Here is a 14838-nt window from a genome sequence, read left to right on the forward strand (position 1 = left end):
CCGTTACCGATGGGCCGACCATCATCATCTACATAGCATTAAATAATAAAATCAAAGAACTAATTTGTATTCATTATTTATTCGTGACACTCAATAACCAGGATTCTGCACAAGATAGTCGGGAAGATTAGATGCTCCGTCGATGGCATTTTGGGGAATTGGAAATATCCGCTTGTTTTTGTCTGTATTTGTTTTTTCGGTCCAGCTTCCTTCATATTTGCCAAAGCGTACCATATCTGTCCTGCGAAGCATTTCCCAATAAAATTCAAACCCTCTTTCACGAAAAAGTAAATCCAAATTTAATGAATTTAATGCAGTTGGCTGAATTGCATAAGCGGTCCTCGAAAGGCGAACAGTATTAACGTCTTCTAACGCGCCAGCCACATCATTTTTGCGAAGTTTCGCCTCGGCCCGCATGAGATAAATATCAGCGAGTCGAATAATAGAAATGTCTGCCTCGCCAAAATTTCTTCCGCTTGTGGACGAGCGGCTAAACTCGTATTTTTCTACGCGGTAGCCGGTAGAATAGTTGCTTCCTTCAGTAGTAAAATCAACTATTTCTGTAAAGTTTACTGGTAGGTTAGGATTGCTTCGGCTGGCGTTATACAATTTTCCTACCTTATACAATCCATTGTCGCATTTGACAAAGGCACCATTAACGCGCAACAGACCATATTGTTGGCCCCTTAATATTCCCCGGTCTTCATTAAAGTCGCTCACGCAAGAATCGCCGGGATTAGTATAAATAGAAATATTTTGCTTATAAAACCGCGGATCAGCTTTTGCCGGATCGATGGGCTCATTTGCGTGAACCCATGTCTGATAAAAATCTGAGGTAATCGCCGGACCATCAGTTCCGTTCGCTGCCGGATATTGTGGCAGCGGATACTGATCTCCTGATAAAGAAAAATAAGCAAGCCGGTTGTGGCCATTTAGGTCAGGCCTTTGGTCAACTGCAAAAATTAATTCTTTATTTGTGTGATTTTCGTTACCAAAAATCGCAAAGTAATCAGGAGATAATTCATATTTTTTTAGATTGATGATTTTATCAGAATACATGATCACTGAATCTAAATCCTGATCCCGAAAATTGAAATTATCTGCATATCGATCTCTATAAACAGCGGCATTTAAATAGAGCTTTGTGAGCAAACCCCAAACACCGGCCTTCGTAAGCCGTCCGGGGCCGTTGTCGTTCCCTAATAAGGGCTCCACTGCCAGCAATTCATTCTTAAGGTAATCAACTGCTTCTCCGGCGCGAATGATCTTCGATACGGCGGTTGGCTCATCTTTTACAAACACAATTCCAAAAAGATCAAGACTAAGCATATTATAAAAAGCCCGCATTCCCCTTGCTTCGGCGATGTATTCAGGCGCATTAGGATCTTTATTATCCTTTAATGAGTTAAGAGCGGTTAGCGATCTCGAAATTTCCTGCACAATTAAGTTCCATGTATCGTTTACATTGGGATCAGTGGAAGTGGTTTCATGCCTGTGCAAGGACAGGTAAATACCATTGTCTCCCCAATCTGTGCCACCCCTGTAGGGGAGAATGGCTTCATCGGTTGAAATCTCCTGAAGCGCAAAATAAGTAGTGTGCCTGAAAATATCGGGCAGGCGTGCATATACGGGGGCGATGAGTCCATCTGCAATTTGTTTATCACTCAGGCCGGTGACAGACGATTCATCCAATATCTTTTCATTTAATTTAGTACAGCTACTTAATAGGCCTATTGTGGCTAAGAGTATCAGAATTGTTTGATATGCTTTTTTCATGAGATGTTTTTTAGAATGTTACATTTAAACCAAAAATTATGGAGCGTGCTTTTGGATAACTGAGAAAGTCAATCCCGTATGAGAGAACACCATTAATCTGGCGATCGGCATTTACCTCCGGATCATAACCATCGTATTTCGTAATCACGAAAATATTTTGGCCAGTCACTGACAATCTCAGGACTTTTGCCCATTGGCTGATATGCAATTTTTGAACATCGAAATTGTATCCGAGAGAAAGATTATTTAATCTTAAATAGGCCCCATCTTTTAAAAAGCGTGTGCTAACAGGTGCTGCGTTATTTACAGACTCCTGCGGGTACTTAATAGCTTCTGGCGTTGTATTCAATCCTTTAAACAATTTTAGTTTATAAAAGTTCGAATTGGCAGTATTATCATATATTTTATTACCTGATACTCCATTAAAATTAGCGGCAAAGTCAAATCCCTTGTATCCCAGATTCAAATTAAAACTATACAAAACGTTGGGAAGCGCCGTGCCTGCTGCAATTCGGTCGTTGTCCGAAATGGTGCCATCTCCGTCCACATCCCGATAAACGCTTAAGCCATTTTGATCAAAACCTGTGAATTCCTTTAAAAAGAAAGTTCCGATTGGTTGGTCATTAATATAGCCGTTTATTGTAGCCGAAGTAAGGCCGGACCCTGATGCTGACCCCGAAGGAATTACTGAATAGGGGGAATGGGTAACCTTATTGCTGAGAGCAGTGAAATTGCCTGAAATTCCATAGCTGAAGCCATTCGTATTCCTTACCCTGTATTCAAGATCCAACTCAATTCCCTTGTTATTTATATTCATATCTTTTACATTGGTCCACACTGTATTTGCCGGCTGAATAGGATCGGCGGGTATTACCTGTAAAAGAATATTATTCGTGTTTTTATTAAATACATCTATGGATCCGTTAAGCTTTCCGTTTAGAAATCCAAAGTCCAACCCGATATTCGTTTGCGTGCTAACTTCCCATTGAATATTTGGATTGGCAAGCCTTGTATATATAGTTCCGCTGGGATATGGCCCGTTTTCACTGAAAGGATAGCTCGATGAGGATGATACGGAAGAGGTAAACAAAGCCTGGGTAATCTTAGACGGGATCTCCTGGTTACCTGTTTGCCCCCATCCGGCTCTTAACTTAAGAATATCAAATCCTGAATTTGCCATAAACGATTCGTCATTAATTTTCCAGCCAAGAGAAAAGGAAGGGAAATAACCATATTTATTATTACCGCCGAATTTTGAAGAGCCGTCTGCTCTTAAAGTTGCTGTTATGAGGTATTTATTTTGATATTGATAATTGACCCTTCCAAAAAAAGATTGTAATTCGTTAATTAATGCATAACCACCAGGTTTATTATTAGCTAAGGTAAGTTCCTGCCCGATTCCTGGGTTGTATTGGGGTTCTACAGGCGAAATTGGAAATTTATTTATACTATAATTCCTTCCCTGCAAAAATATTTTTTGATAGGACTGCCCTGCCAATGCTGTGAGGCTATGATTGCCCCAATCCGTGTTGTAGGTCAGATAATTTTCAAACAATGTGTTTGTATTGGTAGTGTAATAAGTTTCTAGCCGACCATCTCTTTGGGGAACCAGACTGGGTAATGCCTGGACATCTCTTGTTCCTGTCGAATTATCGATCCCAAAATTTAGCTTATAACTTAAGCCCTTAACAATCTTCACAGTGGCAGTTATATTTCCTATGACCCGGTTGATTTTTGTAATTTCCTCGTCTAATTTAAACGACTGCAAAGGATTATTTATATTTTGATACTGAGCAGGATTGCCAATAGAATCATATGCAGGATATGTCGGATTATTAGAGATTGCCGACCCTATAACCGTTCCGTAATCAGGTCGTAAATCGTAAGTGCTTGTAGCCGTCATATTCGCTTCTATAATAAGCCTGTCTTCTAAAAATCTTTGCGTTGCATTGAATCGCCCGGTATAACGTTTAAAATCATTGTGTTTAATAATCCCTTGTTGGTTTTGTAAACCAAACGATGCATAATATGTAAGCTTATTAGCACCGCCGCTTAAAGTAAGATTATGATTTTGAGTAATCGCAATACGGGTAATTACATCTTGCCAGTCTGTACTTGTTCCTTTATCGTCTAATTCTCCCCCGAGTGCAACGACTTCTTCTTTGTATTTATCTGCTGAAAACACCGGCAGTTTTCTTGCAATATGGGAAATAGCAAGACTTCCAACATACGAGAGTGTGCTTGAGCCGCTTTTTCCTCGCTTTGTAGTAATAAGGATAACCCCATTCGCGCCTCGTGCTCCATATATCGCGGTGGCTGATGCATCTTTCAATACATCTATTGATGCGATGTCCTGCGGATTTAAAAAATTGAGAGGATTACCCCCGCCAGTGCTGGAATTATCCAAAGCTAGGCCGTCTAAAACAAACAGGGGCGTACTTCCCGTTCTTACACCTCCCGGTCCCCGAACCGTTATAGATTGCACCGCTCCTGGTTCACCATTAGCGGAAGTGACGTTTACACCGGCTACCTTCCCTTGTAGCAACTGCTCAGGCGAGTTTATTATTCCTTTATTAAAATCGTCGGGCTGCAAAGACTTTACGGAGCCGGTTACATCTTTTTTCGATTGGGTGCCATATCCGATAACTACTTCGGCAAGTTGCGCAGACGCAATGTTTAACGCGACATCAATTGTAGAATTACCCCCAACCGGCACCTCCTTCGAAATATACCCCACATAGGTAAAAACAAGCGTGACGCTATTATCTTTCACGTTAATAGAAAAGAAACCATCTACGTTGGTAGTCGTACTATTATTAGTCCCTTTAATTGAAACCGTAGCGCCGCTCAATGGTTTACCCGAAGCTGCATCTGTTACCTTCCCACTGACAAGTTTATCATTAAGCGAAATGCCGGCTGATTTTTCTGGTTTGGCCGAAACATTCAAGGGATAAACGACAATAGAAAACGTAATCAATAGTAAGAAAAAGGGTGAAGCCATGCGTGTTGCGGCTTGGTATCTTAGGAATTTAAGAAGTTGTAATCTCATAAACTTTTTGTTTAGAATAGATGAATATTTATTTGTCGCTATGATTAATAATATCAGAAAACCAATTTTACATTACCGGTTATTTCGACGGCTGTTTTCTTTGATTTGTAAGGTTGCCATTTTGCCTGGCATGCAGCTTTTGAAGTTTTTAGTCTGGGATACGAACTTCTCATACGGAATTACGTTAAAAAATATTAGGCTGCTAAATTGGTATTTATTTATCAAATCCAAACAAAACTATCTAGGTTTATTCACGAAACCGGTTTCGTAAAAATTGCAGAGAAAAAAACAGGGTGTGGAATTATATTCCTGCCGCGATTTTGTTCTGAATGAGGTACTAAAAGCATAGCAAGCTCAACTATTTGGAGAGGGGCGTTAAGATTTCTATATTCATTTTATATATTCAGAAAGCTCCTGAATTTTATCAGTACCAATCAAATCCACATCTAAATCCATTTGCCTGCGCCACGAATTTTGATTGTCTGGCGCTGCCCAAAAGCGAATTTTCTTCCCCGCCTGGTGTACGCTGTCAATAACGTGAATGAGTATTTGCCGGTCAGCAGCAGGTATGTCTCCTTCGCCATTCCATTGCGAATACCTTTCAAAAGAAAGGCTTACCAGCCCTACTCTTTTCCATTCAGCAGGATAATGAGGGATTTTTAAATCATCATCAAAATAAATATAGCCGGGATAATTTTTATATTCTGCGGGTTGCGGCCTTTCACCGCTTATCAAAATCGTCAATGGGTTTTGAGAATTTTTATCAGAAAGGAGATATTTTTTTAGTGGTTTTAATTCCTGCAAAAGAATTGCTAAACTATTTTTATAATCTTCTTTTATATCCACCAACAGGTTGACTTTGCGGTGTGGATGTTTTTTCAATTCTTTTAAAAGCGGATTTAAATATAACGAATCTAAAGTGCTCTCCGGGTTTAACGCCTCTTTGTTATGACTTACCAGCAACACGCCATTTACAGGAAACACATCTGCTTCTATCGACCCGAACCCGGCGTTCCACGCTGTATAAAATGGAACGGGATGCATATAATCATTATGGGCATGGGCATCGGCAACCGTATATTTTTTATGCTGCGCAAAAATGCTGACAGAAGCGCTGACCAGAAAAAACAGGAGTAGTGTCTTGTTTAACATTATCATTGATTTTATTCTTTGAAAAACTTGTCTAAACCCTTCCCATAAAGGGATCCGTATAACTTGGCTTACCGGTTTCCACGTGGCCTGCATAGCGCCTTTCAAAATCAGGAAAGCCTTTCACAAAAATGCTAAAGTCGTACCATCCGTAACTTTTTTGAAGGTTCAAAATTATCGTGTATCCATCACCGTTAGCAAATTCATTTTTAGTCAATCTTTTGGTTACCGGTTTATTTTTATAGGCATTGTCCTGGATTTGTATTTCAAAAGATTTGTCAGGATTATTTGTTTGGAAATTCAACTGTATGTTTCCGCTGAGCTTTTTTAGTGGTTTCTTTTCATATTCGCAAATAACATTCAAAGCAGGGTCTCCGGCAGTTCCGGATACCTCTCTTAAAAACCCATTGGGGCCGTAGATTCTCACATGATATCGACCATTTTCAAAGGAAGAAACAGGCAACGTATCGGACAAAACATCTCCTGCAGACACTGCATAGGAGCGACTTCCCACATTGTTAAAATTTCTATCATTATCCGCGTATTTCACCGGAATCAATACATTAAACGGTGCGCCCGCAGAAGCTTTTCCAAACGCTTCATTTCTTGCCTCTAAAGCGATTACTACGTTTTTCTTATCCTCTGATAATTTTGCATCCGCATACAATTGGTAAGGAAGTGCACAGGATATTTTCACTCCCGGTTCCTGCTTAGGCAACACAGCCGACGCAAACGGATCACGATTGATTTGTTCGATTTCCTGTTTGGATAATTGCTTAAAGTCTATTGGTTCGTCTTTGAATTTAGCATTGTAAATTTTTTCGATGAAGGGCTTTTTGTTGAGGTAAGAAATGTGACTATCTTTTTCATTTTTAAAGGAGTTGAATGCGGCAGTGAGGTTGCCTGTAACCGTGCGTCGCCAGTCACTGATATTTTTTTCCCTCACCTCTTTTCCAAATTTCTTCTGTATGAAATCTTCAAGAAACTGCAAAGTAGAAGTATGATCAAACACCTGCGAACACACCTGCCCTCCCCTGCTCCATGGCGAAGCGATGATTAAAGGCACGCGAAACCCAAGCCCTATCGGGCCTTTGCGGGCTTCCCTTTTAGGAATGCCTTCTTTCAGTTCATTTTCGAGTTGGACATATTCTATTGAAGGATCAATGCCGGCAGAACATTTACCGGTAGCCGGATCAAGCGGGTTAGGCGCTACAAACGGAAGCACATGATCGAAATAGCCGTCGTTTTCATCAAAGTTTACAATGAAGATGGTCTTTTTCCACACCTCCGGATTTTTTGTAAGAATATTTAATATTTCTGAAACATACAAAGAACCATACCACGGAGCGCTCGGGTGATCAGAAAGATTTTGCGCGGAGGCCAGCCACGAAACAGTTGGTAAATTTCCGGATTCCACGTCTTTTCTGAATTGATAAAGCACATCGCCTTTGGGAATATTTAATGAACGCTCTACTCCATTGTCATTGTAATTTAATTCGATTAGACTACCGTAATCCGGATCGTTTGAATTATTGGCAAATGCCCTTTCAAACAGGTTTTTTTCTTTTTGACTTATCTGGTCAAAGACTTCCTGCGTATAATCTGACAAATCTTTTTTGGCCCTGTCCAACACCTCTCTCTTTTTATCAACAGCAGTTTGCGCTTTTGTTAAGGCGTCTTCTGAAAGCGAGCCGTATTGAATTTTGTCTTCTAGCGCTTTTATTTCTTTGGGAAGAGATTTCATTTGCTTTTGCAAACTTTCGATATACCGCTTTGAAAATTTTACATTGTAACTGGCAAACCATTCCAACGGATTACATCCAAAATTTGCGAGCCATGCTCTTTCTTCACCCGTAAAACCTCCGCCACAATCAATCGCGTTCTGATAAAATTTCCATGAAATGCCGTTATCCTCGAGCCGCTCAGGAAAAGTGTCAAAACGCAAAACACCCCATCGATCATTACTTAGATTTCTCATGATGGCAGGGCCATCTGCTGTTTGTTTTTCTTTTACAGTACCGGCCCAAAAGAACAAGCGGTTAGGGTTGGTACTTGTCATTGCCGAGCAAAAATTCTGATCGCAAACCGTAAATGCATCCGCCATTGCGTAATAGAATGGAATGTCTTCTCGTGTGTAATAGCCCATAGTCAACGGGATATTTGCATAACGTTTATCTCTTACTCGCTTTGAGGGAAGCCAGTTATCGTATTTCCCGTCATTCCAGGCATCCACCTGGCTTCCGCGACTGTGAGGCGTCGAGCCCATCCAGGTGGCTTTTGTATTTTTTATATCGAACCGAAACGGAGAAAAAGTTTCTCCTGCTTCATTGGTTTGAAGCCACACTAAATTTTTATCAGGTAATCTTATGGCCCGTGGATCATTATACCCGCGAACACCTTTGAGCGTTCCGAAACAATGATCGAACGAACGGTTTTCCTGCATCAGGATTACGACATGCTCTGCATCGAGATACGTGCTGCCTTTTTCAGGATTAATGGCCATGGCGCGCTGGATGGATTCCGGAAGCATGTAAGAAAGGCCCGTGGCTCCTGAAACCAGGATTGCTTTTTTAAGAAAGTCTCTTCTTGTGTCCACTGGAATTTTGGTTTAGGATTTTAAAGCGGAAAAAAAATTAAAATTTTATGACCGTCAAAACAGGAAAATGATCCGAAGGATATCTGCCATGATACGTATCGGTTAAGATTCCCCATTTTTCCACTTTGAATTGTTTACTGACAAATATGTGATCAATAATTTCATCACTCTTCACTGCAGGGCCAAAAGCATTAAATGATCCATTATTTGTATAAGGATTTTTCGCCAGTTTATAAGTATCTTTTAGCGTGCCTGAATTGGCAATTGCTTTATACCACTCTGAATCATTTCCGCCATTGAGATCGCCCATTAAAATAACCGGTTGATCGCCGGCGATCATTTTTATCTTTTGCAAGATCAGCTTGCTGCTTTCATTTCTTGCCAAATCTTTCTGGTAATCATAGTGCGTATTGAAAACATAGAATTTCTTTTTCGATTGCTTGTCACGCAATAACACCCATGAGCAAATGCGGTTGCAGCAGGTGGCGTCCCAGCCAAGGCCTGGTTTATCCGGAGTTTCCGAAAGCCAGAAATCGCCATGAGCCAGCATTTCAAATTTGTCTTTCTTATAAAAGATTTCTGAAAATTCGCCTGCCTGCTTGCCGTCATCTCTTCCTATTCCATAAAAAGCATATTCCGGAAGCAGGCTATGCAGATCTTGAATTTGATGATACAGTAATTCCTGCGTGCCGAAAATATCAAAGTCGTGAAATTGTATCAGCGCTGAGATAACGGGAGCTCTCTGCTTCCATCCGTTTCCACGTGTGGAATCTTCGCTGTTATTATCATTGCGCATATTGTAAGTGGCCACTCTTATGGTTTGGGCCTGCATCACCATCACTGAGAACAATAGTAAAGCAACAAAAAGTATTCTTTTTAATTTCATAATTTCTTCATTTGTGATCAAAAATAAGGCTCCTTTTTCAGGAGCCGTTTTTTACCATCCGGGATTTTGTCCCAGTTTCGGATTTTTTAATAATGCAGATTCCGGTATAGGATAATAATATTTTTTATCAGACCATTCTCTTGGAGAATTGTTCAACCATATCAATTCGCCATAAGTACCATTTCTCAATTGTTCAGGATTTACCTTACCGCTTATCGTTGGCGCTACATTCACATATTGCACGCCTTGCACGGGGCTTGAAGGCGCTTCCTGCACAAAAGCTACATCCGGTTTGCCATCAAGGTTTAGATCCATAAGTGTATTTAAAGAAGGCACGTAAAACCCATTCCATTCCTGTTCCAGCAACTCTCCCTTTTTCCATCTCATTAAATCGTCAAAGCGGAATCCTTCCCATGCCAATTCAATGCTTCTTTCTCTCCTGATTTCAAGAAGTGTAGCATCAGAAATTTCAGGAAAATAATTCTCCTGTAAATAAGGATCAGCTTCTGTAGGCTTTGAAGTCAAACCACCGGTAATGCCGGCCCGCGCCCGAAGCGCTCCGATTGTATTGCTCCAATCTTCGTCTGTAAATGTGCCTAATTCTTCTTTTGCTTCAGCATAGTTTAAAAGTATTTCTGCATAACGAATTACCGGAACTGAATTAATACTTACTGTACCCTGGTCGTATTTTGTATCATCAAGACTGTATTTTATGGGTTGGTAACCGGTATAGGTATAAGAAAAATCAGGAGGCGCAGGGATTACGCTTCCACCGTTTATTCTTGTATATCCGGGGGTGCGGATGGTTTGCTGAAGGCGGCCGTCACGGTTTTGTGTTTCTTCGGTAAATACCATGGTTTTATGTCCGGGCATATCAGTGAACGGCGTACCATCAATATTAAGGTAGGTGTTTACAAATGTCCGGTCGAAGCTCAGCCGATTGCCATAGGTAGAACTTGTCCAGTACCAATTGGCATCGCTAAAGACTGCAAGGTTGGGATCTGTTACGTCTATCAGAATGTCTTCATTTGTTATGGGCTGGGTGCTAATAAACAATTGGCGATACGATTTAGTGGGTCCCCCGGCCTGGTTCAGGCTAAATTTACCGGAAGAAATTACTTGCTGAGCAGCATCTGCCGCTGCGGTAAGCCAATCATTTACAGTAGACTGAAGGTTTAATTCGGTATGATATTTCCTGAAGGTACCTTCATACAGGCATATTCTCGACTTCATGGCATAAGCTACCCATTTCGTAATAAGGCTCCTGGTTTGATCATCAGTGACGGTGATATTTTCAGTGGCATAATTCAGATCAGCCAATACAGAATCCATCACCAGCTTACGTGGATCGCGCGCTTTATACAATTCTGTTGAATCATTCACGTCAAGCGGTTTGCCATACCAGGGCACATCGCCAAATCTTTTTACCATCTGAAAATACCACCACGCCCTAAAGAGCCGCGCAATGCCGTTGTAATTATTTCTCACATCTTCCGGAACATTCGGATTGGTATTATTAGCAAGAAAATAATTAATATTTCTCAGGTCGCCCCAATCCCATCCTGAACTTTGTGTAGCATTATAAACGTTAGGGCGCAGGTAATCAGGCACCTCAGTGCGGGCGGCATAATCGCTCATGGCATCCCCTCTCATAATGTCTCCGGTACTGGGAATAATTGTATAAAAAGAGTTAACATACAGTTGCAGACCCGCTTCATTGCTGAACACTGCATCCCTGGTGGCGGTTGCTTTTGGCGCCTGGTCTAAAATCTTTTTACACGATGTAAAAAGAACCGCTACCCCAAAAACGTAAATGAGTTTTTTATATATTGAGTTCATAATTGTTGAATTTAAAAAATTAAAAAGTAATATTCAGGCCGAGCGTAACGCTCTTAAGTATCGGGTAATTTTGGCCATCTCCATTACCTCCGGAAGTGAGATCACGATCGGAACCGTGGATGCTTTCCGGATCAATATTATGATCGGTAATTTTAAACATGGGCGATGTAATCCACAAATTTTCTCCGGAAACATATACCCGTGCATTGGTCATTTTCAGTTTAGAGACGAGGCTCAAGGGAAGATTATAACCCAACTGTATATTTTTTAACCTGAGATAGGCTGCATTTTGAAGATACTTTGTTTGAAGCACGCTCAATTCGCGCTGGCCGGATAAGGCCACATAGCCTCTGTACCGCGGCCAGTAAGCATTGGGGTTATCTTCTGACCAGATTTTCCCTAACTGGGATTTCAAAGCTGCATTATATGGCCTGTTATATTGCCCCCAAAATGCATCAGCATCGCTGCTGGGATACCAATCTTGTCTGCCTGTTCCCTGGAAAAAAGCAGCAAAAAAGAAATTGTTCCAGTCTGCGTTGAGGCCAAACCCGTAAGTGTAACGCGGGGTGGTATTTCCGATACGTACCAGGTCGCCGGGATTGTCAACTGTGGCATTTCCCCTGCTGATTACGCCATTTTTATCCAGGTCTTTATATTTTATATCACCCGGAAGCCATACTGAAGAGTTATTGCTCACATTGGCGTTCATTGCCTGTGCCTGATCCACATCTGCGGCAGTCCAGTAACCGTCTGTCACATATCCCCAAAGCTCACCTACTTTCTGTCCCACATAATAGTCGGTCAGATTTCTGTTCGGATTATTAAATTTGGTAATTATCGCTTCGTAATGCGCAGCATTCAGCGTAATGCCATAATGAAACGGTTTGGAACCGGCATTGAATTGATCCTGCCATGATGCCGTTACTTCCCAGCCTGTGGTTTTCAAATCTGCAAAATTTCCTTTTGGTACGGCCGCTCCGAATACATCAGGCAGTGTAGGCCCTACTGTAAACATGTTGGTAGTTTTTCTTACGTATACATCACCGGTAAATGAAAGACGGTAATTAAGAAAACTTGCATCTAATCCCAAATCTTTTGTGGTAGAAGTTTCCCAGGTAAGGCCACTCGGGATTACGCCTGGCCTGCTGGTGACTTGTGGCCTTTGGCCATTTAAAACCCTTGAAGATTGGGAAATATTCAACTGTTCCAGGAATTGATAAGAAGCAATATTTCCATTTCCAAGAGAACCATAAGATGCCCTGACCTTTACATCTGAAATTGCTTTTTCCGGCACATGCCAAAAAGGTTCCTGCGACAACCTCCATCCGGCAGATACAGATGGGAAAAAACCAAATTGCTGATCAGCAGGGAACTTGGATGATCCATCATACCTTCCGTTTACTTCCAGCAAATAGCGGCTTTTATAATCATAGTTGAATCTGAAAAATCCTCCTAAAATATCCCATTGCTCCCATCCTCCGTTGGTAGTAATGGATTGTCCGAGAGCAAGGCTGATATCCTGCGCGTCAGGAAAAATGAGCCCGTTCCGTTGCTCCTGGATTCTTTTAAAAATAGACTGTTCAAAATTGTAACCTAACAGGGCTTTAAAATGATGAACATTATTGAAAGTGTTTTCATATTGGCCATACAAGTTTGCCGCGATATAGCTTGTTTTGTCGTATCGTTCCTGCAAATCGTTTGTATTTAAACCCACATAATTTATAATACCAGGTTTAGTGCTGTATGGAACCGGCACTCTTTTTTGCTGACGGTTAAAATTGGTATTCTGATAAGTGAAATCACCATTGATTTTTACTTTGTCATGAAACAATTTGGCCACAAATCCTGTCGTATTCCGCACTTCATTCGTAACCATGTCTATTCCGTTTTTACCGTAATACATATCCCCAACTGTATAGGCGGCTGAATATGTAAGTGTGCCATCAGGGTTAAGCAAAGGCGCAGAAGTGTGCGCTTCATCTGACATATTTCGCCATATGCCGCCGCCTTCGCCCACATTGAGCGGGTTGTGATATTTTACATTTGCATAGGAAGTATTGTTATTAATTTCAAGCCATTTAAAAACCTGGACAGAGCCTTTCGCCCTGAAATTATAAGTATTGTAATCATCTGAATTGTACCTGAAAATCCCTGATTGGTTAAAAAGCCGACCGGTGATGTAAAAACTCGCTTTATCACTACTGCCCGATACGGACAGATTTTGGTCAGTAGCAAAATTATGGTCTTTATACAATAGCTTATACCAGTCTGTATTGGCATAATAGACATATTCGCCCTGGTCGTTTATTTCCGTTTTTGGAAGACTGGGATCTTCATTATGCTTTTGAAAAGCATCAAGATATTCCTGTGAAAATTTTTGAGTTTTATTTATATTTTTCGGAAGCTGGGTATAATTTGAACCAGCGGAATAAGCTTCGCTAAACATTTTTGCATATTCATATCCGTTGTTTACCTCATCAGGGATGGCTGTCGGGCTTTTAAATGAATAATTAGATGAATAAGCAATAGCAGTTTTTCCTTTTTTAGCGCTTTTAGTAGTAATAAGAACAACGCCAAAGGCGGCCCGCGCTCCGTAAATTGCCGATGATGCAGCATCTTTCAAAACAGTAACACTTGCAACATCGTTGGGATTGATTAAGCTGGGATCGCCTTCCACGCCATCTATCAACACCAAAGCACTGCCACCCTGCCCTATTGAAGTAGTGCCCCTTACATTATATGATGGTGATTGCGTAGGTTTTCCATCGAGCATCGTAATATTTAAGTTGGGAATTTGCCCCTGCAATCCTTGCGTAAGGTTTGGCAATGACCGGTTATCAAGCACCTCACTGCTTACCTGGCTCACCGCTCCGGTTAAATTTGCTTTTTTCTGTGTGCCATACCCTACCACCACTACTTCGTTCAGATCTGATGCCGCTACTTTAAGTTCGATAGTAATAGTGGTGCTGCTGCCCACTTTCACCTCTTTGGTCTCGTACCCAACTGAGGAAACAGTAAGCGTTGCATTTTCAGGCACACTTAATGAAAACCTTCCAGTAGCTGTGGTTATTACGCCCTTATTCGTGCCTTTCACCTGCACCGATACCCCTTGCAACGGGTTCCCATTTTGATCAGTAACAATACCGTTTATTTCGTGATCGAATTTGAAAACTGAAGCAGAAATGCTCTTGAGAGCATCGGAGTTTGAATGGCTTACCGCCGTCTTTGTTATGGGGTTCACCAACAAATTTGCAGGTTTTATACCCGCATACAATGATGCAGAACCCGCAAACGCCAGAAGACCGGTAATCGCTGCGCAACGCATCTTCTGTTGCAGCAATTCGCCCGGATGTTTTTTCGGGAATTGTAAATTTTTTCTCATTCTCTCGTTTTTAAAATATTTAGATAAAGGTTATAAATTCATATTACCAGGCATTTAAACCAATGCCATAATTCTGATGCGGTGCAAGATTAGAAATGCATTATTACCCAATTATTATTGCATTATTAAGAAATGATGAAATCACATCTAAACAAATCCTG

General features: G+C 41.1%; 7 protein-coding genes. All 7 read right to left on the bottom strand.

Annotated elements, in window-relative coordinates; all coding sequences use genetic code 11:
* Positions 1–90 precede the first annotated feature (90 nt).
* The 7 genes from EFY79_RS19430 to EFY79_RS19460 all read right to left on the bottom strand — a co-directional run bounded on the left by EFY79_RS19430 (position 91) and on the right by EFY79_RS19460 (position 14677).
* A complete protein-coding gene (locus EFY79_RS19430; RefSeq protein ID WP_123122419.1) occupies positions 91–1776 on the bottom strand; it encodes a RagB/SusD family nutrient uptake outer membrane protein in 1686 nt (561 codons plus the stop codon).
* 10 nt (positions 1777–1786) lie between these two features.
* Positions 1787–4825, bottom strand: coding sequence for a SusC/RagA family TonB-linked outer membrane protein (locus tag EFY79_RS19435; protein ID WP_199727592.1), 3039 nt, complete (start codon positions 4823–4825; stop codon positions 1787–1789).
* A 390-nt stretch (positions 4826–5215) separates the two neighbouring features.
* Positions 5216–5977, bottom strand: a complete 762-nt coding sequence (locus EFY79_RS19440) for a phosphatidylinositol-specific phospholipase C/glycerophosphodiester phosphodiesterase family protein (protein ID WP_123122421.1) — start codon at positions 5975–5977, stop codon at positions 5216–5218.
* A 31-nt stretch (positions 5978–6008) separates the two neighbouring features.
* Positions 6009–8570 (bottom strand): phosphocholine-specific phospholipase C, encoded by a 2562-nt coding sequence (locus EFY79_RS19445; protein WP_123122422.1) that lies wholly within the window; start codon positions 8568–8570, stop codon positions 6009–6011.
* 37 nt (positions 8571–8607) lie between these two features.
* A complete protein-coding gene (locus tag EFY79_RS19450; RefSeq protein WP_123122423.1) occupies positions 8608–9456 on the bottom strand; it encodes an endonuclease/exonuclease/phosphatase family protein in 849 nt (282 codons plus the stop codon).
* A 51-nt stretch (positions 9457–9507) separates the two neighbouring features.
* A complete protein-coding gene (locus EFY79_RS19455; RefSeq protein ID WP_199727593.1) occupies positions 9508–11295 on the bottom strand; it encodes a RagB/SusD family nutrient uptake outer membrane protein in 1788 nt (595 codons plus the stop codon).
* Between the two features lie 19 nt (positions 11296–11314).
* Positions 11315–14677, bottom strand: a complete 3363-nt coding sequence (locus EFY79_RS19460) for a SusC/RagA family TonB-linked outer membrane protein (RefSeq protein WP_199727594.1) — start codon at positions 14675–14677, stop codon at positions 11315–11317.
* Positions 14678–14838: the final 161 nt, after the last annotated feature.

This window comes from Hanamia caeni (assembly GCF_003721595.1).
Lineage (GTDB): Bacteria > Bacteroidota > Bacteroidia > Chitinophagales > Chitinophagaceae > Ginsengibacter > Ginsengibacter caeni.

Coding starts and splice junctions, on each gene's coding strand:
- EFY79_RS19455 (WP_199727593.1), bottom strand. CDS start 11,295: ATGAACTCAATATATAAAAAACTCATTTACGTTTTTGGGGTAGCGGTT.
- EFY79_RS19435 (WP_199727592.1), bottom strand. CDS start 4,825: ATGAGATTACAACTTCTTAAATTCCTAAGATACCAAGCCGCAACACGC.
- EFY79_RS19440 (WP_123122421.1), bottom strand. CDS start 5,977: ATGTTAAACAAGACACTACTCCTGTTTTTTCTGGTCAGCGCTTCTGTC.
- EFY79_RS19430 (WP_123122419.1), bottom strand. CDS start 1,776: ATGAAAAAAGCATATCAAACAATTCTGATACTCTTAGCCACAATAGGC.
- EFY79_RS19450 (WP_123122423.1), bottom strand. CDS start 9,456: ATGAAATTAAAAAGAATACTTTTTGTTGCTTTACTATTGTTCTCAGTG.
- EFY79_RS19460 (WP_199727594.1), bottom strand. CDS start 14,677: ATGAGAAAAAATTTACAATTCCCGAAAAAACATCCGGGCGAATTGCTG.